Source organism: Carboxylicivirga longa (genome assembly GCF_050589825.1).
Lineage (GTDB): Bacteria > Bacteroidota > Bacteroidia > Bacteroidales > Marinilabiliaceae > Carboxylicivirga > Carboxylicivirga longa.
Window position 1 is genome coordinate 66,786 of the sequence record NZ_JBNGOZ010000020.1, and the last position, 25,884, is coordinate 92,669.

Here is a 25,884-nt window from a genome sequence, read left to right on the forward strand (position 1 = left end):
TTTACTATCCAAGTGCATTTAAGCCATCTGTTAGCAGGTGGCTTTTTTAATTTCCAATATTGACAAAAAAGACAAAAAGGTCTATTATGCATGAACTTTAACACCACCATAATGTTTAAAGAATAGGTAATTTAATTAAACACTAATCCTTCCTGTTTTGAAAGCAAAAAAGAAAATTATCATTTTAGGTGCCGGCTTCTCATCCCTGGCCGCTGCCAGTTATCTGGCCAAAGCGGGATATGCCGTTACGGTGCTGGAGAAAAATAATAGTATTGGTGGGCGGGCACAGCAGCTTAAACGCGACGGTTTTACTTTCGACATGGGACCTACTTTTTATTGGATGCCCGATGTGTTTGAAAAATTTTTTGCTGATTTTGAGTGTAATGTAAATGACTACTATCGGCTCTTGCGTCTCGATCCATCTTATAGTGTATGTTTTGGCGCAGATGATTTTTTTACACTCAATGCCGATAAAAATGCCATATTAAATGCTTTCGAAGCCGAAGAGTCGGGTAGTGGCGAAAGGCTTAAGCGCTTTCTGGATAAGGCTAAAAATAACTACGATATTGCGGTGAAAGATCTGGTTTATCGCCCCGGTGAATGCATCAGCGAAATCATTACTCCCGCCACCATCAAACGTTTGGGTGCCTTTGCAAAAAGTATAAAACAGGATGTGGCCAAGTACGTGAAGTCGCCGCGCTTGCAGAAAATACTTGAGTTTCCGGTGCTTTTTCTGGGCGCCAAACCATCAACTACGCCTTCCTTCTATAATTTTATGAATTATGCCGATTTAATATTGGGCACCTGGCATCCCGAAGGGGGTATGTATGAGGTGGCGGCAGGCATGGAGCGTTTGGCACTAAGCCTGGGTGTTACCATAAAAACGGGTAGCGCGGCCAGTGAGATATGTATTGAGAAAGGTGTCGTTAGGGCCGTGCGTTGTGGCGACACCAGTTATCCCTGTGATATATTGTTGAGTGGTGCGGATTATCATCACACTGAACAGTTGATGCCGGCGCAATACAGGCAGTATTCCGAAGCTTACTGGCAGAAGAAAACTTTCGCACCGTCGGCTCTGCTTTTTTATGTGGGCTTTGATAAACAACTGGAAGGCCTGGCGCACCACACCTTATTTTTTGATGTGGATTTTGAAACGCACGCTTCGGCCATATACGATGCACCTGAATATCCGGATGAGCCTCTATTCTATGCCAGTTTTCCATCTAAATCGGATACCGGCGTAGCCCCCGAAGGTATGGAGGCCGGTATTTTTCTCATTCCATTGGCACCGGGGCTCGAGGATAATGAAGACATCCGTGAGCGATATTTCGAAATAATATTGGAGCGATTGGAGAAAACCACCAAACAAAATGTGCGGCCTCATGTTCTGTTTAAAGAGTCCTTTAGTGTAAATAATTTTGTATCAACTTATAACTCATACAAAGGAAACGCCTATGGACTGGCCAATACCTTACTGCAAACGCATGTATTGAGACCTAAGTTAAGAAGCCGAAAGGTGAGTAATATGTTTTTCACCGGACAGTTGACCGTGCCGGGTCCGGGAGTGCCGCCCTCACTCATTTCAGGTAAGATAGTGAGTGAACTAATTGTAAAACACCATGCACCATGAAACATCTATTTGATTCATCCAGTTATAGCTGCAGCCGTTTAGTAACACGGGCCTATAGTACCTCTTTTTCCAAGGCCATAACCTTGTTGGCACCGCCGGTGCGCCCGGCCATCTATGCCATATATGGTTTTGTACGCTACGCCGATGAAATTGTGGATACTTTTGATGGTTTTAATCAACGGGAATTGCTACTCGAATTTGAAGAGAATTACGAGAAGGCATTGAAGCGTCGCATTAGTATGAATCCCATCTTGAATGCTTTTCAGGAAGTGGTACATCGTTATTGTTTGTACGAGCTGGTAGAATCTTTTATGAAGAGTATGAAGATGGATCTGTATAAAACCGAGTATAATACGGCAAAAGAATATGCCGATTATATTTATGGATCGGCCGATGTGGTGGGGCTTATGTGTCTAAAGGTGTTCGTTAAAGGGGATGAGAAGCGATACGAGGAGCTCCGGCCTGCAGCTATGCGATTAGGCTCTGCCTTTCAGAAGGTTAATTTCCTGCGCGACTATAAAGATGACATGCAGGGACTTGGACGTTCCTATTTCCCCAACCTGAAGAATCATTACCTTGATAATGATACCAAGCAGGAGATCATTAAGGATATTGAGGCGGATTTTGAAGCCGCATATAAAGGCGTTGTGCGCTTACCCATGGAAGGTCGACTGGGTGTTTACCTGGCTTATCGTTATTACAAACGCCTTTTACAAGAGCTGAAAGCAGCAGATAGTAAGCGGATCAGGCAGGAGCGGATTCGTATTAATAACTTCTTAAAGCTAGAGATATTGGTGGAGTCGTACTTGCGCTATAAACTTAATGCCATCTGATGCGTGTCTTAAGCCTCATAATGTGCCTTATACCTGTCTTATCAGTGGCTGGTAATATCGATACTGTGCGGGAACAATTTCATGGTCTTCGCGATGCAGAAAGTCTGGATCGTTTCCTGAGCATGGTTAAGGATGTGGATGATGAAAGAGTGGTGCCCTACCGTGAGGCAGCCAATATGAAAAGGGCACGCTTTACTGCAAACCCTTTGCGTAAGATGAAGTATTTTAATGATGGTAAGGAAAAACTTGATCGTTACATTAGCGAACATCCTAAAAACATAGAAGGCTATTATGTGCGTTTCCTGGTGCAGTGCGAGGTGCCTGCCTTTTTGGGTTATAACAACCATAAAGCTAGCGATCGGGCTTTTGTTGAATCGCAACTGGACGCTTCCCTGCTACCTGATGACTACAAAGTTAAAATCAGACAAAATATACGTGAACTGTCACAAAAATAAACACTTATGATACTGATTTATATTTTCATTACCCTGGCTACCTTTGTTTTTATGGAAGGGGTTACCTGGTTTACCCATAAATACGTCATGCATGGTTTTTTATGGGTGCTGCACGAGGATCACCATCATCCTAAAAAAGGACAAGTGTTTCAGAAGAATGATAGCTTCTTCTTCATATTTGCCACGCCCAGTATTCTGCTGTTTTACTTTGGTATTCATCCAACCCTCAATTTGCTCTTTTTTGTGGGCTTAGGTATTTTGTTTTATGGCATGGCCTATTTTTTGGTTCATGATGTATTTATTCATCAACGCTTCACATGGTTATCCGATGTTTCAAATGCTTATTTTCGTGGATTGCGACGTGCGCATGGAAGTCATCACACCGGAGGTAAATGCTTTGGTATGTTGTGGGTGCCCTGGCGCTATATTCGTGAAGCCAGAGAGAACAGTTTAGATTTTAACTAGGCTTATGCAAGCATATACCTACCTATTTATTAACCTGGCGTGCATTAGCATTCCCTTCGTGGCCAGCTTTTATCCTAAACATGCTTTTGCAAAGGAATGGCCTTATTTTTTACCGGCCAACATTTTTGTGGCTTTGCTTTTTCTTGTCTGGGATTATCTGTTTACTAAAATGGGCATTTGGGGTTTCAACCCTGACTATCTTACAGGCCTGTACATTACCAATTTGCCATTGGAGGAGGTGTTGTTTTTTATCGCCATCCCTTATGCCTGTGTGTTTACCTATTTTGCACTTCTTTATTTAGTAAAGAAAAACCCGCTGAAACGCTTTCAGGCTGCCATCACCCTATCGCTTGCCTTACTGTTTTTGCTATCGGGCATCGGTTTTTTGGGGAAATGGTACACTTCTCTCACCTTTTTGCTTACAGGGGTCTATCTGCTTGTTGCCTTTTATCGTCGTAGCGATTTATCCTACGTTTACCTGGCATACCTACTCATTATGCCCTTTTTCTTTATTAGCAATGGACTACTCACCGGCACCTTTTTACAAGACCCTGTGGTGTGGTACAACGATGCTGAGAATTTAGGCATTCGCATGGGTACTATCCCTGTTGAAGACAGTGTGTACGGCTTCCTGCTGATAATGATGAATATTGATGTGTATGAGGGCTTGAAGAAGAAATTGAGTTTGAGAATTAATTATTAATCCAACTAGTTTTCTGATTCTATAAGTTGACTGTTGATGTATCTATTGTGCGGTTTGAGCCTTTTTCTCATTTGTGCATTTTGTTTTTTTAACTAAATTGAAAACAAATTCACGCAACCATTGCATTGTATACATTAAATCAAACCTAAGATGCCTAATTTTAATGTTTCTGTTATTGTAAGTACCTATAATCAGCCTCATTGGCTTGAGAAGGTTTTAAGAGGGTTGGCTTGTCAATCAATAAAGAAGTTTGAAATAGTTATTGCCGATGACGGCTCGGGGCCTGAAACCAAGGGTGTTATTGAGCGTTGTAGGAAAATCTTATCTCTCGACATTAAACATGTGTGGCATGATGATGATGGTTTTCGTAAGACGAAAATCTTAAATGAAGCGGTGAAGGTGTCTGGGGGAGACTACTTAATTTTTCTGGACGGAGATTGTATTCCTCGCCGTGATTTTGTAGAAACCCATTTGCGTAATTCCGCCAAGGGTTTTTTTCTTTCAGGTGGGGCATTTCGTTTGCCGATGTCTGTCAGTAAGGTAATTAGCGGAGATGATATTCAATCGGGTCGTATTTTTAAGATAAAATGGTTACTTAAAGCAGGTGTGCCTTTAAGTGTTAAGGCTTCTAAGTTGGTAGAATCTAGTTGGTTTACGCGATTTATGAATAAAGTCACCCCGGCCGGTGCAACTTGGAACGGTGGCAATTCATCTACCTGGCGTGAGTATATTTTTGCCTTAAATGGTTTTAATGAAGATATGCACTATGGGGCTGAAGATCGCGAATTTGGTTCGCGTCTGGGTAATTATGGAATAAGGGGAAAGCAGATTCGTTATTCGGCTATATGTCTGCATTTGGATCATGGACGTAGCTATATAAATAATTCACATCTCAAAGAAAATAAGGCTATTTGGAGGAAGAGCATAAAGGATAAGGTGCTGAAGACAGAGCGTGGTATTATTAAGGTGTAAATTATTTTATTCTTCTTCTTGTATTTAATGGCCACCTTAGATAAGCAGAATTTATAAGTGTCTGATGGTATACTAAGAAATCTCATTTTGATGGTTTTATTATCTTTGATGCATTATTAAATGTGATTATATGAGAGTCTGCTTTTGCAATACAAATAGGAGTTGGGGTGGTGGAGAAAAATGGCATATGGAGATGGCTATTGCTTTGGCTGATAAGCCTGATGTTCAGGTGTACTTTTTAATGTCAAGGCGTAGCGAAATTAATAAGCGACTTAAGAAGGGTAAGGTTCAAAAGTTATTTCTTGAAGTTAGCAAGTTCAGTTTTTTGAATCCGTTCAGATACCTTCAGCTGCAGGGTATATTCAAGAAGGATGATTTAGATGTAATAATCTTTAATGGCCCCAATGAGTTGAAGCTGCTAGCCCGACCGGCAAAGAAATGTGGAGTACGTAAAATTATTTATCGCAGGGGAAGTGATAAGAATATTAAGAATTCGTTTCTAAATAGATATTTACTTGAAAAGGTTGTTACTCACATTATTGCCAATTCCGAGGCTACGAAACGATCGCTACTGTTTACCGGTATTAACATTGCTAACAAAATTCAGGTTGTTAACAATGGCATTCAACCACCTTCTTCAGCACTAAAAGCACCTAACGCTTGTAGGACTATTATTGGGGCTATTGGAAGATTAGAGAAGGAGAAAGGTTTTGATTTATTAATTCAGGCTGCTAGAGTATTGAAAGACAGGGGAGTTGATTTTGAAATAAGAATTGCAGGAGAAGGTCGAGAACAATCCAGGTTAACCAATTTAATTGAGATAAGCGGTTTGCAAAAATATGTGATACTCACTGGCTTTCAAAGTGACATCTATCAATTTCTGTCTACTTGTCATATATTTGCTCTTTCATCGCGGTACGAGGGATTTGGTTATGTAACGGTGGAAGCAATGTTTACCGGTTTACCTGTGGTAGCTTTTATGACTAGTGCCGCTGTAGAAATTGTACAACCTGAAAAAACCGGAATATTGGCACAATCGTATGATATCGATGAATTTGCAGATGGGCTTCAAAAACTCATTGCTGACAATAACTATCGTATCAGATTGGGCAAGAACGGGCGAGAGCGGGCGTATCAATTTTACAGTTTTGAAAAATCTGTTGAAAGGATAACTAATATTATAAACTCATAATGCTGGTTCGCTGTTTTGTAAATAGTGTAGTATCTTCTAAATAAACTGGTTGCGAAAGAAAAATTTAACATCTTTAAGAATAAACTCTAATTGTTGTTTAAAACTTAATTTAGGACGAGTCTCCTTGGGAATAATTTTATGTATCCTGTGCCCAAGTATTCTAATCCAAGTGCGAGTAGGATTATCTCCCAGAGCATCAATAATAGAACCAATATCAATTACGTGCGCATTAACATTATGATCCCACATTCGCTTAGCAATTACATTGGAAGAACTTCCAACGGAAGGTATTACTACTTCAACGTTATGCATGTCCTTTTCAACTAATGGCCACCATTGGTCTATTTCTTCGTATGCATGTTTAAACGGTGTACGAATATAGTAATCGATTTTACCATATAATATTTCCGCTTGTTTCTTAGATACGCCACCGATAAACATCTTCTTTTTAGGGCGAACATTTTCTTCAAGAAAACGATTAATCAACTTTGGTTTATGCAGTGCTAGTACTTGGAAGACACAAGGGTTTTCATATATGGTTTTATGATGCAGACCTTCTGACAATAAAGTGTCTTCCATTTCTTTATCCCACGAAAATGACTTGTAAATACCTTTAGACCAATATCTGTCGTATGGGTAATTGATTGGTGCTGCAATGAGGTATTGTGAATTGGAAATTGTAAAAGATTCCTTTAGTTCATTAGTTAGTTTAGGATTAAATCTGTAATTGCGGTGATCCTTTTTCATTATTGCTAATATTTCCCCATCTCCAAATCTTGTAAAGTATAATTTTTTATTTCTTTTAAGGGCTAATGAAATATCGTTAAATGATTGATCAATTGACTTGGTTTCGATAGTATATTTTTTATTAGATAATTTTAGTAGATTATTAGTAAAATACTTTATTGTGTACATTGAAAGGGATATATTTTAGAAAATGATTTTAAAAAAAATTAAAGTATCTATTACAGAGATATAGACACCTTTGATAGTGTTCTATTCTATCTTATAGGTTACCTATTTAACTTGATTATTCCGTGGTTCGTCCAAGATATTTTGTTTTTAATATGAGTGTCTAATATTGCCATGTGCTTATTGTCTCTAGGCAATGTCTTATGGAATAAATGGTATTGGATGGCTAGGTGTTTTACGGATTTTATATTCATACCATGATTACGCCACCTGACTTCTAAATCAGTATCTTCACCAATAGCGGGTAAATCATAACGCTCGTCAAATCCGTTAATTTCAATTAGGTTTCTCTTTGGTAAAGAAAAATTTGAGCCAAGCACTCCTTTATCCTTCTTATTTATAAATCTTCGAATCAAATTATTTTTAAAATAAATCCCATTTTCTGCATGTTTTTCATTGCTTATAAGGGTTCTTATTAGACCCCAGCTTTCAAGATATCCTTTAACAATCATTGATGAAGTTAATTTGTGTGTTAGATCTTTTGATAAATTAACTCTTCTGCCTGCTAATATTGTATTGGATTCTCTATTTTCGTAGTGTTCTTTAACAAAGTGTTTATGTGGGATGCAATCTCCATCGTTAAATACCAAATAATGAGTCTTTGATATTGTGACTGCTTTATTGAGAATAATATTTTTTTGCCACCCCTCATCTGGATGCCATATATGTGTAATTGGGAATGGGTATTGAGACTTAAGCTTACTAATTTCGGCAATGACTTCTTCTTTTGATCCGTCATCTGCAATTATAACTTCAAAATCTTTCAAACTTTGTCTACAATATCCTGCTAATACTAGTTTTAGCCATTCAATTTTATTATAAAATGATAAGATAACAGATACTTTCATATATACCAGAATTAACGGACTATAGTATAATTTTTAAAGTTAAAAACTCCTTTAGGAAAGAACAGACGCTCAAGACACGTGAGGAATCGGTACTTAAAGAGTTCATGTTTATGGATGGCAGTGCGGTTTAAATGTTTGGAGTAATTTAATTCATTGCTCCAGTCAAATAAAGAGATGCGATCTTTCATTACAAAAGGATGTTTTTCATTAAATTCGGGTATGCGTTCCATGGCACCAAAATCAACTGATGAGATAAGTTCCATTTGCTCTTCTCTAAGGTTTTTGTCTTTGTAGCAACTCTGAAAATGGGATGTTTTTTTTGCCATCAGTTTGGGAGGGCGAACCCAACCGTAATGATAAACATCGGCATCCACTTGCATCACCTTAAGTTTGCGAGTGCCTTTTTTATCTAGGTATTTCTCTTTGGAAAAATCATTAATCACCCGGAAGCTTTGAGCATCGCGCCACGAATGGATATCGCGTTGATTGCGTACGATCCTAATTTCGTTTCGGTACCAGCCGTGATTACTGGTGAAGGCGTGATTATAATCGCCCCAAAAATGGATGTATCTGAACAGTAAACCTTCTACATCCGCCTGGTTCAAATATTTGTGACAGCCCTGCCGTATTGCATCATGATCTTTTTCATGAATTACTTCATCTGCCTGCAGATAAAACAACCAATCGCCGGTACAATGCGATTTAGCCACATCGGTTTGTTGCGCCAGTATGGAGCCATGCGGATATGTTTTAACATCCCATACTGTATTAACTACTTTTATTTTCGGACTGTTTATTTCCTCTATTAGTTGCCTGGTATTGTCCTCATCGTCACAATTACCCAATGCGATAATATATTCATCAACTAATGGCAAAATTGAGCGTATAGACTCTTGAATGGGATAATACAGTTTACCCGCATTCTTTACCATTGTAAAACCAGATATTTTCATTTATATTATTTTTCTAATGGTCACATGAAACTTACCACTTCAGTTATTTTCTGTTTGAGAAAAACTTTGTTGTGGTTCACTTGTGTCGTATAAGTATAAAGATTAGTGGGTTAGTATGTTTTTATAATAGTCGATCAGATCTTTGGTAACTTTTTCCTCTCTGAACTTAAGCGCCTGTTGTCTGCCTTTAATGGCCATGTCGCTTTGGAGCATTGAACTGCCTAATATTGATTTTATAAGCTGACCCAACTCTTCAGTGTCGCCATACTTTGCATAGCGAGCTGCTTCACCGCCTACTTCAGGGAAACAACTTCCTTTAGAGGTAATCACCGGCGTGCCTGAATTCATAGCTTCTAGTATGGGAATGCCAAATCCTTCAAAAATTGAGGGGTATGCAAATAGTGTGGCCATCTGATAGATAGCAGGTAATTCCGGAGTTTCTAAATTATGTAGAAAAATGGCCTTACTTTCGATATTATGATGCTTAATAAAGCGTTTAATATCATCGAGATATTTCGTCGGTCTTCCAATCGCAACCACTGGCATATCAATACCTTCTTGGACTAAGGCTTCAAAAATACCCAACAGGTTTTTTCTCGGTTCGATAGTGCCGACATAGAGGATATAGTTATCGGGTAGTTGATATTTACTTTTAATTTGTTTCTTGAGCGCATCTTCTGCCTTGTTGTAGTAGATGGGGTTACAGCCCTGATATATCACTTTTATCCGATCCGGATGGGTTCCGAAATAATGCACAATATCGTCTTTCGACTGTTGGCTAATAGCAATTACACCATTGGCCATGTTTAGTGCATGTTTATATTTTAACTTGAAGATGGTTCTGTAGGTTCTGTCGAATAGATGGGGGAAGCGAAGAAAAATCGCATCATGCATGGTAACAATCGATTTGACATTAGTTTTGGCAATGCCTACCGGAAGTTCGTGACTTAGGCCATGAAATATGTCAAGTCCTTGCTTTTTAATCTCTTTACTCATGCCATACGTGCGCCACATATCTGGCAGGGCTTTGTAGTAAGCAGATTGTGGTCTGATTACTTTGCAGTGCTGAAGGCCTCTAAAATAAGTCCCTTTGTCTTTTCTTGGTTTATACAATAGGTACTGATGTTCAGGGTGTAAGGTTGTTAAGGCTTCTATAAACCAGCGGCTGTAATTTCCTAAGCCGCTATTGTTAAAGAATGCGCGCTTAGCATCAAATCCAATCTTCATTTTAAAACAGGTGTTATTTCCAATTCTCTGATCGCCAGCAAAGGTAAAACAAATATTCAAGCAGGTTCAAACTTTTTCTCGTTTACGATTAAAAGACTATCTTCGTGCGAATTATGTAAATCTAGTTATCGATTCCTGTCGGTAATTTATTAAGCAGCAATCTTTTGATGAAAATACTATTTATTAATTCTATTGGTAAGCACAAGTGGGGAGGTGGCGAAAAATGGATGGTGCTTGCAGCGCAGGAATTAATGAAAAGAGGACATCATGTATTGATTGGTTGTCGTAAAAATTCTGTTCTGGAACACCGGGCCAAGTCCGGTAGCTTACCGGTTGTTAATTTCAGTGTGTACACCGATATCAGTTTGCTGGGAGGCATTCAAATAGCATCTGTCTTTAAAAAGGAGGCCATTGACATTATAGTAGCCTGCCAAAATAAGGATGTTCGCGTGGCCGGATGTATCTCAAAATTACTGAAGGGGCCTCTTGTCATCAGTCGCCAGGGTGTACAGTTGATGCGTAACACAAAAAAGTACAAATGGACTTTTAAGCCCTTTTGCGATGGTATTATTACCAATACACAGTCCATTAAAAAGGAGTATGACAGCTATGGCTGGTGGAGCGACGACTATGTGAAAGTAATTTATAATGGCATCCCCATTGGTCAGGCAACAAATACAGCTTTTGATCTGGAGGCAATTGGTATCAAGCGTCACGCCGGAACCAAAATCATATTATCCACCGGTCGCCTGGCAAAGCAAAAAGGCTTTGAGTATTTGATCGATGCTGCCAGCTATGTGCTTGGGCACACACCGGATACCCATTTTTTGATTGCCGGACAAGGTCGTTTGGAGCAAGCTTTAAAGCAGCAGATTGAAAGTGCCGGTTTGTCTAATCGTATTCACATGATTGGCTTTCAGAATAATGTGCCCGCCCTATTGCAGGTGGCCGATATTTTTGTTTTATCTTCTCTCTACGAGGGAATGCCCAATGCTTTAATGGAGGCTTTGGCGCACGGAACTCCGGCAGTGAGCACACGTGTGAATGGCGTAGAAGAGTTAATGAATGATCCCGACCACGGATGTATTGTTCCTCCGGGCGACAGCAAGGCATTGGCTCAGGGTATTCTCAAGCTTCTAGAATATGAGGATCTGGATGCGATTGGACTTAATGCGCAGGAGCATATGAAGCTTAACTTTTCGGTGGATACCATGGTGAACAGCCTGGAAGAACACTTGGAACAACTGATCGTAAAGCAAAGTAAATAAGAGGATTTTTACACTTCAACGCCTTTTTTACCTCACATATTCAATCATCTGCTTATTTTTGCAGGTCGAAAGTATAAGTTGTTGATTCGGTAAATATATCGTTAAGATGATAAAGCAGTATATTCAAAAATATTTCAGGTTATTTTTCTTCTGGATCTTATTATTCAGCGTATTAAAAGTTTTGTTTGTGCTGTTTAATGCAAGCTATATGCACGATGCCACAGTGGGTAGTATCTTAAAATCCTTTATGGTGGCAGTGCGCCTCGATAGTTCCTTTGCTGGCTACCTGATGGTTCTTGCTGTACTTACACAGTTGGTGGCTCTGCTTGTTACGCGTAAATTTTGTTTTCGCTGCATCGATTACTTGTCATACCCATTGATTGGTCTTATGATCATCTTTCTACTGGCCGATATCAACCTGTTCTCTTACTGGGGACGTCACATTGATTTGGAAGCATTAAGTTTTCTGCGTACGCCCCATCTTGTTATGGCCAACCTGAAATGGTACGAAGCAGTTCTTTTCGTTTTGATCAGTATCGGCATAGTGGCTGCTGGTATTAAAGCCTATAATCGCATGGTGGCAAGTGTGTTACCGGTATCATCCCAACGACTGTCCATGAGGCAGTGGGCAGTATCTTTTTTAGTGGTGCTCTTTTCGGCGGCTCTTCTGATTATTCCCATTCGTGGTAGTTTTGGTGTAGCCCCCATCAATACCGGGGTGGCCTATTTTTCATCTCATCGCTTTGCCAATCAAACGGCCATTAACCCGGCCTGGAACCTGGCGTATTCCATGAAGAAGATGGATGCCACAAAAATTGCCTATCACTTTATGCCCGATGAGAAGGCTGAAGTAATTTTTAAGGATATGATGAAGCCCGCAGGCGATTATCCGCGCCTGATAAAGGGTGAGCGTCCCAATGTGGTGGTTATCCTGTTGGAAAGCTTTGCTGCCCATGTGATAGGGTCGCTGGGGGGAGCTGACGTAACACCTAATTTCAACGATCTGGTGTCCCAAGGGGTATTGTTCAACAATATTTATGCTGCGGCCAACCGCTCCGATAAGGGATTGGTGGCGGCCATGGCGGGTTATCAGGTGCTGCCTTCCTATTCCATCATACGTTTTCCTGAGAAAACAGCCTCCCTGCCATTTTTACCCGCCAAACTGAAACAGGCCGGCTATAAGGAACTTTCTTATCTGTATGGTGGCGATATCAAGTTTAAAAATATGAATTCGTTTGTGAAGCAGGCTGGCTTTGAGGAGGTAATTACCATTGATGATTTTCCGGCCGCCTATCAGGGGGAAAAATGGGGTGTGCACGATGAATATGTGTTCGACCGCCTGTTGGATGAGATGGCCGAATCGGCATCGCCTTACTTCAAGTTTTTCTTTACGCTAAGCAGTCACGAGCCTTTTGTAGTGCCTATGGAACGTAAGTTTGACAACGATTATCACAACTCAGTGGCTTACACCGATGCCTGCCTGGGAGCTTTCTTTGATGCCGTGAAGGAGCGTGGTTTATGGGACAATACTTTATTTGTGTTATTGGCCGATCATGGTGTTCCCGGTCCTGAAAAGCTCAGCGGTGATGAACAGGCCTATTATCACATCCCGATGCTGTGGACGGGCGGTGCACTGGCTGTGCAGGATACGCTTATTGATAAGGTTGGATCGCAGACTGATATGGCTATGACACTACTTTCTCAACTAAATATAGAAGCCGGTGATATGCTTTTCAGCAAGAATATTCTGGATCAGCAAGGTAGTGGATTTGCCTTTTTTGCCTTGCCTGGCAATGGCATGGCACTGGTTGAAGGAGATAAATATCAGGCCTATAGCAATGGACTGAAGCGTTTTATTAAAATGGAAGGAGTGCATACGCCAGCTGATAGTTTAAAGGCCAAAGCGTACTTGCAAGTATTGTATAAGGATTCGAAAAACAGATAAGATGAGTCATCTGCATTTAACAAGAGGAGATTTTGAAATTATGGCACCCGTGGGCTCTTATGAGTCGCTGCAGGCAGCCATACAGGGAGGAGCCGATTCGATATATTTTGGTATTGAGCAGTTAAACATGCGCTCGCGATCGTCTCATAACTTTTCCAATGATGACCTGCGTCAGCTGGTTAAGATTGCCAACGAAAATAATATTCGAACTTACCTTACGGTGAATGTGGTGATCTTCAATGAAGAGCTGGAAACCATGCGCGAGATCATTGATGTGGCCAAAGAAGTAGGTGTTACGGCAGTGATAGCCTCTGATCAGGCAGCCATCAACTATGCACATAACAAGGGTGTGGAAGTGCACATTTCAACACAAGTAAATATTTCCAATGTCGAAACACTCAAGTTCTACAGTCATTTTGCCGATGTGGTGGTACTGGCACGTGAGCTTAATATGAATCAGGTGAAGGCCATTCATCAGGCCATTGTTGAAGAGGACATCAGAGGCCCTAAGGGCGAGTTGATACAGATTGAGATGTTTGCCCACGGTGCCTTGTGTATGGCTACCTCCGGTAAGTGTTATATCAGTCTTCATCAGCTAAACTCATCGGCTAACCGGGGCGCCTGTCTGCAACCCTGCCGCCGTGGTTATACCGTTACAGAAAAGGAATCGGGACGACAGATGGATCTGGAGAATGAGTATATTATGTCGCCCAAGGACTTAAAAACGATTCATTTTCTGAATAAGATGATGGATGCCGGTGTGCGTGTGTTCAAGATTGAGGGACGTGCCCGATCGGCCGAGTATGTGAAAACAGTATGTGAGTGTTACAACGAAGCCATTGAGGCAGTACTCGACGGCTCTTACGGGGATACTAAAATAAAAGCCTGGGATGCGCGTCTGTCGGAGGTGTTTAACCGTGGTTTTTGGGATGGTTATTACATGGGGCAGAAGTTGGGCGAATGGAGTCATAACTACGGCTCGCGGGCTACCAAGAAAAAGATTTACATTGGCAAAGGCATGAATTACTTTCCCAAGCTGCAGGTAGCTGAGTTCCTGATGGAGACGCAATCACTGAAAGCTGGTGATGAGATACTGATAACCGGTCCTACCACCGGCGTTATTCAGATGACAGTGCCTGAAATAAGGGTAGACCTTAAGTCGGTGGAAGAGACGGTGAAGGGGGAGCGCTTTAGTTTTAAGATTGCGCAAAAAATACGTCGTTCGGATAAACTCTATAAGTTGGTGCCGGTTAAAAACGATGACTTGCAATAGGCAAGAGGATAGATTGTTATTGATGAAATTGAAGATATAAAACGAGCATAAGGATGGAAGCACAGGGTAACTTGTTAAAGATGAAAAGCTGCATTGCGGAAGGTGTGGTTAATTATCAGCTGAAGCTGGGCGATGAGCTGATTGATATGAATGAGCTTATCGGAAAGTCCATTACCTTGCATTATCAGCAGCAGATTAACTGTGTGGCTTGTGGAAAGAAAACTTCAAAATCCTTTGCCCAGGGTTTCTGTTATAATTGTTTTCAGACGGCACCGCAGGCCGAGGAATGTGTTTTAAAACCCGAACTATGCCGTGCGCACCTGGGGGAGGCACGTGATATGAATTTTGCTCAGCAGCATTGCCTAATACCTCATTATGTATATCTGGCCCTTTCATCGGGTATTAAGGTGGGTATAACGCGGGAGACACAGGTGCCTACCCGTTGGATTGATCAGGGTGCGTCCAGTGCAGTGGTGATAGCGCGTGTGCCCAATCGTCATATTGCCGGTGTGATGGAGGTGGCGCTTAAAAATTATTATGCCGATAAAACCAATTGGCGCAGCATGCTCAAAAACGAGCAGGTTACCGATGTGGATATCGTGGCAGAGAAACACCGTGCTGTTGAATTATTGCCACTGGAGCTTCAGCAATATGCCGAGGCCGATGATCGTGTGTGGCAGCTGAACTATCCTGTGGAAGCCTATCCACAAAAGCCCCAGACCTTAAGCTTTGATAAGGCGGCAAAGGTTACGGGTACGCTTAAAGGTATAAAGGGACAGTATCTGCTGATGGATAATGATCGCGTGCTTAATATTCGCAAGCACAGTGGCTATCTTGTGCGTTTGAGTGTGGATTAATTTACTGGAGTACTATTTCATCAATAAATGTCCATGAAGGGTTGCCCTGGGCGCTGTGCCCTGGTGGTAGTAATCCTGCATTATAAACAGAAATCTTCACATAGCGTGCGCGAGTGTTCATTGGAAGATGCATTACCTGATGCGCTCTTATCGACTCATTAAACTGAGGTTGGTAGTCTTGTGCTGCTACCACCTGATAAGCGAGGCCGTCATTGGATGTTTTTATCTCCAGACGTGCTGGCGTGGCAATCCACATTGCCGGCTGCGACAGGCAGGATATATATACCTCACTGATGTTGCCGCGCTGAGGTAGTTCAAACAGAAAGTCGGTGTCGGTGCCGTTAAAACCGCACCAGGAGCCATCATTAAGCACATTGCTATTGCCAGGTCGACAATCAAACAAGGCTCTGTATCCCTCTGATTGGTATTTAGCGTCTGCCGCCGGTACCACATTTATCAGTTTTGCCTTTTGAGCTTTGCGTTTAATAAGTATGTGCTGACTGACGGGCGATGGAAACATACCCTCGGCAAAGGCTTTAATGCGCAGCGTAGCACTCTTTTTGAGGTAGAAAGGGCGTACATACTTTTGGGCAGTACTATCATCCGGAAGGGCTCCGTTCAGTGTGTAATAAATGACCGTTTCTGATCCTTGTGGGCGGATGTCAATAAGCAGGGAATCATAAAAACAGAGCTCGCCTGTATTCAGGAACGGTGTGCGCAGTCGTTGCATCAGTGTTTTCGACTCGCCCCGCGCATCACGTTGATTCATCCTGAATGAAAGCCGTGCCGTGATGGGATAATGATCGGAGATGAAAGTGCCATCCTTAATCACTTCGTGGGTGGTGAAGGATTCTGCATCGAAGAAACCATTGACAAAGATATGGTCGATGGCAATGGGTGTTGTTTGGGTGCTGAAGCCATTGAAGGTAGGTGTCATTGGGGCTTCAGTACCCACAGTTAGACTGCGGCTGTCGCTCAGCTGATCGTAATCCTCCCAGTTGTTAGTAAGGGAGGTAAACATGCGTTCGCTGGCCGGTGCATTAAAATCGCCTGTTAATATCACGGGTGCCGATTCGGCAATGGTTCTTATTTTGTGAAGCAGTAACACGGCACTCTCGTTGCGGGCATGGGCACTCACATGGCTGAAATGTGTGTTAAAAACATAGAAGATATAGCCGCTGTTGCGGTCTTTAAGCTGCAGCCAGGTAACGATGCGTGGCAGTGCAGCACCCCAACTCTTAGAGCCCGCCTGCTCGGGAGTTTCTGATAGCCAGAAATGGGAGGAGGCCAGTAGCTCATATTTATCTTTACGATAGAACACCGGCACATACTCACCTTTTTCCTTGCCATCATCCCTTCCGGCACCCACAGAGTTGTAGGCGCTCAAAAGGTGTTGAAGCTGCTCATACTGATGGTGTAATGCTTCCTGGAAGCCTATGATGTCAGGCGCTTGCTCTTTCAGGAAGGCAGCCACGAGAGGTTTGCGTTTTTCCCAGGCCTGAGCGCCATCATCCGGATTGTCGTAGCGTATATTGAAGCTCATCACCGATAGGCTGCGATCTTCATCAGTACACGACAGCATTAGTCCCGGGAGTATTATCAATAAAAGCAGGCTTCGTAGTTTCATTAGTGTTTATAATTTGGGTGTTGCTCCCAGTTTATATTTGATATGTCCCAGTTTAATCAGATCCTGATGCGTGATGAAATAGCGGTTGTAAGGCCTGTTATTCACCTCAATATCTTTGATGTAAATGTCGTTGGGCGACTTGCGATCGGCCTCAATAACAATCTTATCCTGTTGATACACGTCTTTATTCAGATGGATGGTTACCTTATCAAAAACGGGGCTTGACAGTGTGTAATTCATGTCGCCCGGGCATACAGGGTATATTCCCATCATACTGTAAATCAACCATGCCGATAAGGTACCGGTATCGTCATTGCCGGGCAGTCCGTCGGGTGCATTCTTGTAATAGCGGCGGATGCAATCGTGTACCTGCTTTTGTGTGCGCCACTCTTCGCCATCGGCATAGTTAAACAGATAGGGGTAGCCCATGTCGGGCTCGTTACTCATATCAAAAAGGCTGTCTCTAAAGCATTTATTAAGTTGATGAACAAACTTATGCTTGCCACCCATCAATCGTGTTAGACCCTTAATATCATGAGGCACGGCAAATGAATACTGCCACGATGTACCTTCGTGAAAACCATGCACGGGTTTGAAATTTTCGCCCTGCAGGGGATCAAAGCCTTCCATAAAAGAACCATCCTTCTCCAGGGGGCGTAAGAGCTTGTGGTCTTTGTCGAAGTATTTTTTATAACCCATGGAGCGCTGATAGGCTTTTTTATAAGTAGCTTTGTCGCCCATTTCGTTGGCCATCAGTGCCAGGTTATAGTCGGCCACATAAAGTTCCAGGGCTTGCGACACTGAGTTATCGTAGTCTTTCAGGAAGGGGATGTAGTGATTCTCCAGATAAAAGGCATTATCATGGCGAATGAAGTTGCCATCTGTAGTGTTGGCATGCTTCAGCATGGCTTCGTACGCTGTTTCCACATCAAAGTCGGTAAGTCCACGGCGGTAGGTGTCGGCAATCACAATAAGTGCCGGGTCGCCTTCCATTACGTGTGATTCGCGGCTGTAGATCTCCCATTTGGGTAACCATCCGCTTTCTTTATACATATCCACCATGCTACGCACCATATCCAGCTGCTTGTTGGGATAAAGAAGCGAAATCAAAGGGTGTACAGTGCGGTAGGTATCCCATAGCGAGAATACAGTATAGCGGTTTTGGTTATCCACCGACAGGATGGCATCCGATTCCATCGCGGGATATTGACCGTTCACATCCTGCAATACGTTGGGGTGCAGCAGTAAATGATACAGGGCAGTGTAGAACATGGTTTTGTCATCGTCACTGCCTCCTTCTACCTCAATCACCTTCAGGGCATCGTTCCATGTGTTAAAGGCTTGCTCTTTAATCTGCTCAAAGGACAGATTGGTTTGTTCGGCATCCAGGTTTTCGCGTGCATTCTCAATGCTCACGTAACTAACTCCCACCTGAACTTCTACCTGCTCTCCGGCCTCGGCATCAAATGAAAAGTAGGCGCCAATTTTTTCGCCCGACAGCTCTTTGTTGTATTTGGTATAGAGCTTATAAGTATCGCTCGTGGCGCTCCAGTTATGACGGGCTCCCGCCAGGCGTTGCTGAAATTTCCAGTAGCCGCTTTGCAGGGCATCACGCTTGATGCGTACCACAAAATAAACGGGCATTACAGCCTGTGGGTTGTAGCAAAAGGTACCCATCAATTTATAACCTTCAATTTCATTTTCAGAAACACGTTTGATATGTGCGCCTGACTCATTGGTAAGACCGTGACCTAAATCTACCAGTATGTTGGCTTTACCCTCGGGAAAGGTAAAACGGCTGATGCCTGATCGCATGGTAGCAGTAACCTCCGCATCGATGTTGTAGCGGTTTAATTTGGCTGAATAAAAGCCCGGGTAGGCCTTTTCATCGCTTAACGTGGTGCCATACTGATCCACATCCACATTGAGTTCACCACTGGTGGGCATTACCACAATGCTGCCCAGTTCAGGACATCCTACACCGCTCAGGTTAACATGAGTGAAACCGGTCATCCACTCGTTGTTATACACATAGGGGTTGCTGCACCAACTGTCGGTATTGGAGTATTCATTGCCCTTGTGCGGTGTAACATTAAAGGGCACTACGGATACCATGCCATGGGGCACGACAGCACCCGGATAAGTGGCCCCGTAATTGGTGGTGCCAATAAAGGGGTTTACATAGGTGGCAGGCGCTTGTGCACGCAGCACAGCAGCCGACAATACCACAAATAAAAAAGAGATAAATTTGTTCATAATCATTGCTTTGCATGCAATTTAAAGGTATAATCTTATTTCCTCAAACGCACCGGTTTTACTTAGAAAGCTGTAGCTATTTGACTATTAGCACGATGTTATGGATAAGTGCGAACCTGACAGAATGTGTTTACCCTTAGATTGTACATTTGTACTACAAAAATAGCCTAAGTTTGCAGAGTATTGTGGTGTGCCTTAAAATTTTGATGTACCATTTGCTACCCGCTTCATGTTTATGCACATTATTGTCTTATTCCACTCATTTTATTGCAGGCTGTACCGTGAAAAGAGGTCTTATGACTTCTCTTTCACAAGGCGGTTGCGCACACGCACAGCCAGGTTATACATTACGGGTGCCATAATCAGTGTAAGCACGGTTGATGTGCTTAAGCCAAATATGACGGTCCATGCCATGGGTGACCAGAAATCAGCATTATCGCCACCGAAGTAAATTTTCGGATCCAGCTCGGTGAATAAACCAAAGAAATCAAAGTTGAGGCCTATGGCCATGGGTATTAGTCCCAGTACAGTGGTGATGGCAGTTAGCAGTACAGGCCGTAAACGCGTTTTGCCGGCACGGATAACGCCCTCTAATTCTTCTTCACGGTTGAGGCGTCCATGCTTGCCCAGGCCTTTTTCATCTTTCATTTGGCCACGCACCAGGTCAATGTAATCAATCAGCACAATGCCGTTGTTCACTACTATACCGGCCAGTGAAACAATGCCCACGCCTGTCATTAGAATGATGAAGTCCATTTGAAAAGTACCCAGCCCCATGAACACCCCAATGGTACTTAGACCTACCGTGCCGATAATGATCAATGGTTTGGCCCCGGAGTTAAATTGTGTGATCAGGATCATGGCGATAAGGGCCAGGGCAAAGAGCAGTGCACCGGCCAAAAAATCAGAGGTCTCTTGCTGGCTTTCCTGCTCACCCGTCATTTTCCAGGTGTAGTTAGCCGGCATGGGGTAGTCCGATAGTACTTGCTTGATGCGGGCGTTGATGGCATTGGCATTATAGCCTTCCACCACATTTGAGCTAAGGGTGATCACGCGCGTATTGTCAATGCGAATAATCTTTTCGTAGGTAGAAGCATATTCGTAATCGGCAACGGCAGAAATGGGTATCAGGCTCACGTTACCGTTCTTGTCCACTTTCATCTTTTGGTTCATCAGGGTGGAAACATCGTAGCGGAAACGGTCCTGTAGGCGCAGCATTATATCATATTCGTCCTCCCCATCCTTGTATTTACTTATCTCTTTACCGTACAATGAGGTACGAAGCGCCATAGCCACTTGCTGAGTAGATAACCCCATGCGTCTTACTTTATCACGATCGATAAAAAGCTGCATCTCAGGCTTATTGGTGTTTAAATCCATTTCCAGATTCTCAATGCCGGCAATATGGTCATCATCAATGGTTTGTTGTATGCTCTCGGTAAGGGCAATCAGACGCTCGTAATCGTCACCGGCAACTTCAATATTAATGGGTTTGCCCACAGGCGGTCCATTCTCCTCTTTCTCAATAAATATTTTTGCCCCGATAAAGCCCTCGAAGGCCTGAGATAGTTTTGACATGATGTCGCGTGTACTGTGGCCCTTACGATACTGGTAATCGACAAAAGTAATGGTGGTGAGTGACTTGTTGGGCGATCGTCCCGACTCAAACAGACCTCCTTTACCGGTACCTACACTCACACCTACTGATTTTACAATGTCCATATAAGGCTCCAGGGTGCCATATAGTATATCTTCGGCATTTACCGTTACCTGATCGGTCACCTCAATGTCAGTACCCAGTGGCAGCTCCATGGTTATATAAATGGTACGTGGTTCATTCTCCGGAAAGAAGTACACATTGGGCTTCATCATGCCAAAGAAAAACAGTGAAAAGAAGAAGAGGAGCAGAGAACCGAACATCAGAAGTTTACTGGTTCTGCGTCCCAGCGCCTTACGCAGGGTGGCTTCATACATATTTTCCAGCAAGGGTAAAAAGTTGTGTTGAAATCGTATGGCCGAGGGTTTCAGGACATATTTGTTAAGCAGGGTAATTGCTAGGGGTAATATTAACAAGTTACCCCACAACAAGCTACCACTAAGATAAGCCAGCAAGCCCGGCACAGCAATTCCTCCGGTGATGAGCAAAGGCCTGCGAAAGCTCTTTTTATCGCGTACATCCTCTAATTTCATAAACTTGGCGGCAAATACCGGGTTGAGCACCAATGCCACAAATAGGGAGGAAGAAAGTACAATGATGAGGGTAATGGGCAGGTAGCTCATAAATTTGCCCACTATACCCGGCCAGAAAACTAACGGAAAGAAAGCAGCCAGCGTGGTGGCTGTCGAGGAGATGATGGGTATGGCAATTTCACTGGTACCGTTCTTAACTGCTTTCTCAGGTTTCACACCATGCTCCATCATGCGATATACGTTTTCGATTACCACAATGGCGTTGTCTACGAGCATACCCAGCGCCAATACCAGGCTGAAAAGCACCATGGTGTTGATGGTGTAGCCTATCTGTTTCAATATCATCATGGAGATAATCATGGACATGGGGATGGCCAGTCCTGAAAAAATGGCGTTGCGCAGCCCCAGAAACATGTAAAGAACAATCATTACGAATATCATACCCAGCAGAATACTGTTTTCAAGGTTACTGATTTGGTCGCGTACAAATACCGATTGATCATCTGTTACCGTCACTGTCAGGTCGCGGGGTAGGGTTTCACTGAGCTGCTTTTCTTTTATGATGGCCATGATTTTATCGGTGGCATCCAGCAGATTCTGCCCGCTCTTCTTCACGATGGACAGGGTGACTACCGATTTATGGTCGAGGCGTGAGATGGTACTTTGTTCTTCAAAGCCATCAATCACTTCGGCCACATCCTTAATATGGATGGCGCGGCCGTCAATCTCTTTTACAATGGTATTGCGTATCTCATCCATGTTGGTGTAGTCGGCCTGCACGCGTATTGAGCGGCGGGTACCATCTACCTTTATCTCGCCGGCACCCACGGTGAAGTTCTCCGTTATTATGGCAAATTCTATGTCGTCGAAGGTAAGGTCGTAGGCGGCCATTCGGTGTGGGTTGGCATGTATTTTTATCTCGCGCTCATCTACCCCGCGTATGTCGGCCTCACGCACCTCGCGCAGGGTCTCAAAATCATCCTGCAGGCCTTCGGCAAATTTTTTAAGTTCGTAAATGCTGTAATCGCCCGACAGGTTAATGTTCAGTACCGGGAACTCCGAAAAGTCAATATCATCCACAATGGGCTCGTCCATCAGGTCGTCGGGTAGTTCGCTAATGGCTTTGTCCACTTTGTCTTTCACATCCAGCTTGGCCTGATCGACGGACACGTCGGCCTCAAATTCCACGATGATGAGGCTCATGTCCTGAAAGGAGTTGGACGACATCTTCTTCACCCCATTGAGGTCTTTCAGTTCTTTCTCCAGGGGGCGGGTGATGAGGTTTTCTATGTCCAGGGGACTGTTGCCGGGGTGCGGAGTACTTACCGAGATATAGGGAACCACAATTTCCGGAAACAGCTCACGCTGCATGCTATTGTAACCCATCCATCCGGCCACAATCAGGAATAGGGTGAGAATATAAATGGTGTTTTTATTGGCCAGTGCCAAAAACGTGGGTTTGAATTTCCGCGTTGACACTTTTTCTTTATGTTTTAGGGTATTGTCTTGCATGGATATTTCCTATTAGGGAATGAGTTAAATAGCAATAGCTGCCCCGTCAACTACTTGTGCATAGCCTTTGGTAATTAATTGATCGCCGGGAGTGAGGCCATCGGTTACCAGGGTGTTGTTATTGTCTTTAATACCTGTTTTAATATAGCGCTTGGCAGCGCGTAGCTGGCCATCCGTCTCCTGAGTCACAAAAATAAACTCGCCGCTAAAATCTTTTTTTACCAGAATGGAGGGTACGATGATGGCATTTTCGGCTTTGAACGTGCGCAGCTTTAGCACCGCCAGCATATTGGGCTTTATTTCGTTATTGTTATTGTTCAGGTTGATGCGCACGCGAAAAGTGCGGCTGGCGGGGTCAATCACCGATGAGGCCCGATAGATGTTTGCCTCCAGATTTTTATTGATCACCGGAAACTCTATGGCCACCCGATCACCGGCATTCACGGCTTGCAGGTATATCTCCGATACATCGGCGCTGATGTACACCTGGTTGATGTTTACCAAACGGGCAAAGGCTTGCTGGGGACTTGCCATTTCGCCTTGTTTTTGAATGATGTCGTCTACCACACCATCAATGGGGGCACGTATAATGGCCAGATCCAGCTGGGCCAGTAAGGCTTCTTTCTGCTGTTGCAGCGCCTCTTTGTTGGATTTAGCTTGCAGGTATTCCATCTCAGATCCGATGCTCTGCTGCCATAAGTCAGCCTGTCGCTCGTAGGTTGTGGTTGCCAGCTGAAGGTTGATTTCAACCTGTGCCAGTGCACGTTTTGTCATCTCCGTATTTAGCCGTGCAAGCACTTGACCTTTGCGCACGCGTTCACCTTCCTTCACATCAATGGATATTATTTTACCGGCGGTTTCAGGACTGATAATGATGTTTTTATCGGCCTCCACTTTACCACTGATGTCCACAAAGTGTTCATACAGGCGCGGCTCCACCGTGCTTGCCACTACTTTAATCGTCTGCTCTTGTTTTCCCTCATCCAGTTCTTTTTCCAGCTTCTCAATGTCTTTTTTTAATTGGCTCAGGTCGTTTTTATATTGTGCCAGCAAGGCTTGTTTGTCTTCTCGGTCTTCATCGCCCGGTGCACTGCTACAGGCAAATAGTAGGGCGATAAGGGGAAGTATAAATAGTGCTTTCATAAGTGATACGCTTCTATAGTTGACTTAATATTTTTTGTAGTTCTATGTGAGCTTGCAGCAAGGCCAGTGTAGACTCGATATATCGCAACTCAGCCTCTATGTATTGAGACTCGTTTTGCGACAGCTCCGTGCTGTTAATCAAACCTTTTTGAAACTTAATCAGGCTGAGATCATAAATACGTGTGGCCAGTTCTTTGTTTTTAAGGCTGTTGGCAAATTGCTCGCGCTTAGTCGAAAGGGTGGTGTTGGCATTTAAAAAATCCTTGGTCAGGTTTTCGGTTACCATGGTGCGTGTGTTCTGTGCTTTAAGGTAATTCAGTTTCTCCTGTTTTACCTTTGCGGCACGGCTGCCGGATGTGAAAATGGGAATGGACAAGTTAAGGCCAATCACCTGCGAGGGAAACCAGTCCTGATCGAATATGTTCCATTCATCACCAAATGCGTATTTGGAGTAAGTGTAGTTGGCTTCAATCTTGGGCAGATATTGCGATTGTTCCAGTCGCATTAGCAGTTTCTTGGTTGATACATCGCTGTCGGCCAGCTTGTAATCAATGTGATTTTCCACATTAAAGGCGGGATTATCATGCTTGAGCAAGGTGGGTGCCAGTATACTTTCCATCTTTTCGGTGAGAATAAAGGATTGGGTCAGATCCATACCCATGCTAAACTTAAGTACCGCCAATGCCACTTTGTAGCTGCGCTCCACTTCCAGCAGACGGCTCTTACTGTTGCTCATCATCAGCTCAATTTGTACCACATCGGTTTCCTCTCGAAAGCCATTTTTAAAGTAGGCTCGGGTCTCCTTTAGGGTGCGCTCGTTAACCGCAAGGCTGCGTTTAAAGGTGGTTACATTTTCGCGCGCTGTAAGTGCCAGATAGTAGGCTTGTGTCACCATGTTGCGTACCTCAATACTTGTTTTGTCTCTCTGCTGTTGGCGCAGGGTTTTAAAAACGCTGGCAGCCTTTAGTCCCACGATGTAGGAGCCATCAAATATCAACTGGTTAACCGAGATACTATAATTGGCATCGTAGGCCTGCGCAAAAGAGATGGGTACTTTATCGCCGGGTTGACTGCCGGGAGGTCGCATGTCGGGGGGTAATATCTCCACCGGAAAGAGGGACACCGGTAAATCGGGGTTATGGTTGTAGCCGGCTGAACCGCTTACCTGAGGCAGCCCCAGGGCAATGCTCTCCCAAAGCCTTTTTTGCGCCCCTTCAACATCGTAGTCGGCATTCACCTTTTCATAGGCATGAGTCATGGCATATTCAATGGCCTCCTGCAGGCTCAGCTGCAAACTGTCGCTTTGCCCTTTTGAATTAATCGGGAGCAGCAGCATGAATATGCTCAATGCACAAATGTGTTTCATAGTTATCTGTTTCATGTTGGTTTGATTCCATTCTATAAAATTATGAATATTCCACTAAGGAAACCTGAAATGACTTATAGGTTTCCACGGTTCGTGTTATTTTTTTATTAATTCTTTATTTTATGGCTGTAGTTTACAATAGCGTTTTAATTTTGTAACTTAATGAGAAAATGCCATGGATACCGCCAAAATAAAAG

20 protein-coding genes are annotated in these 25,884 nt (G+C 43.3%); 11 read left to right on the top strand and 9 right to left on the bottom strand.

Annotation, left to right across the window (positions count from 1 at the left end; translation table 11 throughout):
* The first annotated feature begins 157 nt into the window (after positions 1–157).
* From ACRD7A_RS15400 to ACRD7A_RS15430, 7 genes are all read left to right on the top strand, one after another.
* On the top strand, positions 158–1,630 hold the full coding sequence (locus ACRD7A_RS15400) for a phytoene desaturase family protein (RefSeq protein WP_430812022.1): 1,473 nt from the start codon (positions 158–160) through the stop codon (positions 1,628–1,630).
* Positions 1,627–2,463 (top strand): phytoene/squalene synthase family protein, encoded by an 837-nt coding sequence (locus ACRD7A_RS15405; protein WP_430812023.1) that lies wholly within the window; start codon positions 1,627–1,629, stop codon positions 2,461–2,463. Before ACRD7A_RS15400 ends, ACRD7A_RS15405 begins: the two co-directional genes overlap by 4 nt.
* Positions 2,463–2,918 carry a hypothetical protein gene (locus tag ACRD7A_RS15410; protein ID WP_430812024.1) on the top strand — a complete coding sequence of 152 codons (456 nt, stop codon included), beginning with the start codon at positions 2,463–2,465 and terminating at the stop codon, positions 2,916–2,918. The genes ACRD7A_RS15405 and ACRD7A_RS15410 overlap by 1 nt, the downstream gene beginning before the upstream one ends.
* Before the next feature lie 6 nt (positions 2,919–2,924).
* Entirely contained in the window at positions 2,925–3,383 is a 459-nt protein-coding gene (locus ACRD7A_RS15415) for a sterol desaturase family protein (RefSeq protein ID WP_430812025.1), read from the top strand.
* A 4-nt stretch (positions 3,384–3,387) separates the two neighbouring features.
* A complete protein-coding gene (locus tag ACRD7A_RS15420) occupies positions 3,388–4,086 on the top strand; it encodes a lycopene cyclase domain-containing protein (RefSeq protein ID WP_430812026.1) in 699 nt (232 codons plus the stop codon).
* A 150-nt stretch (positions 4,087–4,236) separates the two neighbouring features.
* Complete coding sequence (locus ACRD7A_RS15425) at positions 4,237–5,058, top strand: glycosyltransferase family 2 protein (protein WP_430812027.1); 822 nt, start codon at positions 4,237–4,239, stop codon at positions 5,056–5,058.
* A gap of 130 nt (positions 5,059–5,188) precedes the next feature.
* Entirely contained in the window at positions 5,189–6,250 is a 1,062-nt protein-coding gene (locus tag ACRD7A_RS15430; RefSeq protein ID WP_430812028.1) for a glycosyltransferase, read from the top strand.
* Positions 6,251–6,286: 36 nt separating this feature from the next.
* Here the strand turns inward: ACRD7A_RS15430 and ACRD7A_RS15435 are convergent, their stop codons facing one another.
* The 4 genes from ACRD7A_RS15435 to ACRD7A_RS15450 all read right to left on the bottom strand — a co-directional run bounded on the left by ACRD7A_RS15435 (position 6,287) and on the right by ACRD7A_RS15450 (position 10,250).
* Positions 6,287–7,165 carry a GT-D fold domain-containing glycosyltransferase gene (locus ACRD7A_RS15435; RefSeq protein WP_430812029.1) on the bottom strand — a complete coding sequence of 293 codons (879 nt, stop codon included), beginning with the start codon at positions 7,163–7,165 and terminating at the stop codon, positions 6,287–6,289.
* Between the two features lie 98 nt (positions 7,166–7,263).
* Positions 7,264–8,070, bottom strand: coding sequence for a glycosyltransferase (locus tag ACRD7A_RS15440; protein WP_430812030.1), 807 nt, complete (start codon positions 8,068–8,070; stop codon positions 7,264–7,266).
* Between the two features lie 11 nt (positions 8,071–8,081).
* Positions 8,082–9,023: a glycosyltransferase family protein gene (locus ACRD7A_RS15445; protein WP_430812031.1), complete on the bottom strand. Its 942-nt coding sequence runs from the start codon at positions 9,021–9,023 to the stop codon at positions 8,082–8,084.
* A 102-nt stretch (positions 9,024–9,125) separates the two neighbouring features.
* Positions 9,126–10,250, bottom strand: a complete 1,125-nt coding sequence (locus ACRD7A_RS15450) for a glycosyltransferase family 4 protein (RefSeq protein WP_430812032.1) — start codon at positions 10,248–10,250, stop codon at positions 9,126–9,128.
* A 167-nt stretch (positions 10,251–10,417) separates the two neighbouring features.
* On the opposite strand from ACRD7A_RS15450, the gene ACRD7A_RS15455 reads away from it, so the two are divergent.
* The 4 genes from ACRD7A_RS15455 to ACRD7A_RS15470 all read left to right on the top strand — a co-directional run bounded on the left by ACRD7A_RS15455 (position 10,418) and on the right by ACRD7A_RS15470 (position 15,593).
* Positions 10,418–11,518: a glycosyltransferase gene (locus ACRD7A_RS15455; RefSeq protein ID WP_430812033.1), complete on the top strand. Its 1,101-nt coding sequence runs from the start codon at positions 10,418–10,420 to the stop codon at positions 11,516–11,518.
* A 106-nt stretch (positions 11,519–11,624) separates the two neighbouring features.
* Positions 11,625–13,463 (top strand): LTA synthase family protein, encoded by a 1,839-nt coding sequence (locus ACRD7A_RS15460; protein ID WP_430812034.1) that lies wholly within the window; start codon positions 11,625–11,627, stop codon positions 13,461–13,463.
* Between the two features lies 1 nt (position 13,464).
* A complete protein-coding gene (locus ACRD7A_RS15465; RefSeq protein ID WP_430812035.1) occupies positions 13,465–14,736 on the top strand; it encodes a peptidase U32 family protein in 1,272 nt (423 codons plus the stop codon).
* A 53-nt stretch (positions 14,737–14,789) separates the two neighbouring features.
* A complete protein-coding gene (locus tag ACRD7A_RS15470) occupies positions 14,790–15,593 on the top strand; it encodes a DUF2797 domain-containing protein (protein WP_430812036.1) in 804 nt (267 codons plus the stop codon).
* Between the two features lies 1 nt (position 15,594).
* Here ACRD7A_RS15470 and ACRD7A_RS15475 read toward each other — a convergent pair whose 3' ends face one another.
* The 5 genes from ACRD7A_RS15475 to ACRD7A_RS15495 form a co-directional block, all read right to left on the bottom strand.
* Positions 15,595–17,220 carry an endonuclease/exonuclease/phosphatase family protein gene (locus ACRD7A_RS15475; protein WP_430812037.1) on the bottom strand — a complete coding sequence of 542 codons (1,626 nt, stop codon included), beginning with the start codon at positions 17,218–17,220 and terminating at the stop codon, positions 15,595–15,597.
* A gap of 6 nt (positions 17,221–17,226) precedes the next feature.
* On the bottom strand, positions 17,227–19,476 hold the full coding sequence (locus tag ACRD7A_RS15480) for a GH92 family glycosyl hydrolase (RefSeq protein ID WP_430812038.1): 2,250 nt from the start codon (positions 19,474–19,476) through the stop codon (positions 17,227–17,229).
* 294 nt (positions 19,477–19,770) lie between these two features.
* Positions 19,771–23,178, bottom strand: a complete 3,408-nt coding sequence (locus ACRD7A_RS15485; protein WP_430812039.1) for an efflux RND transporter permease subunit — start codon at positions 23,176–23,178, stop codon at positions 19,771–19,773.
* A gap of 24 nt (positions 23,179–23,202) precedes the next feature.
* The gene (locus ACRD7A_RS15490) at positions 23,203–24,321 is read right to left on the bottom strand and encodes an efflux RND transporter periplasmic adaptor subunit (protein WP_430812040.1); all 1,119 of its coding nucleotides are present in this window, start codon (positions 24,319–24,321) and stop codon (positions 23,203–23,205) included.
* A 13-nt stretch (positions 24,322–24,334) separates the two neighbouring features.
* Positions 24,335–25,687, bottom strand: coding sequence for a TolC family protein (locus tag ACRD7A_RS15495; protein WP_430812041.1), 1,353 nt, complete (start codon positions 25,685–25,687; stop codon positions 24,335–24,337).
* Positions 25,688–25,884 lie beyond the last annotated feature (197 nt).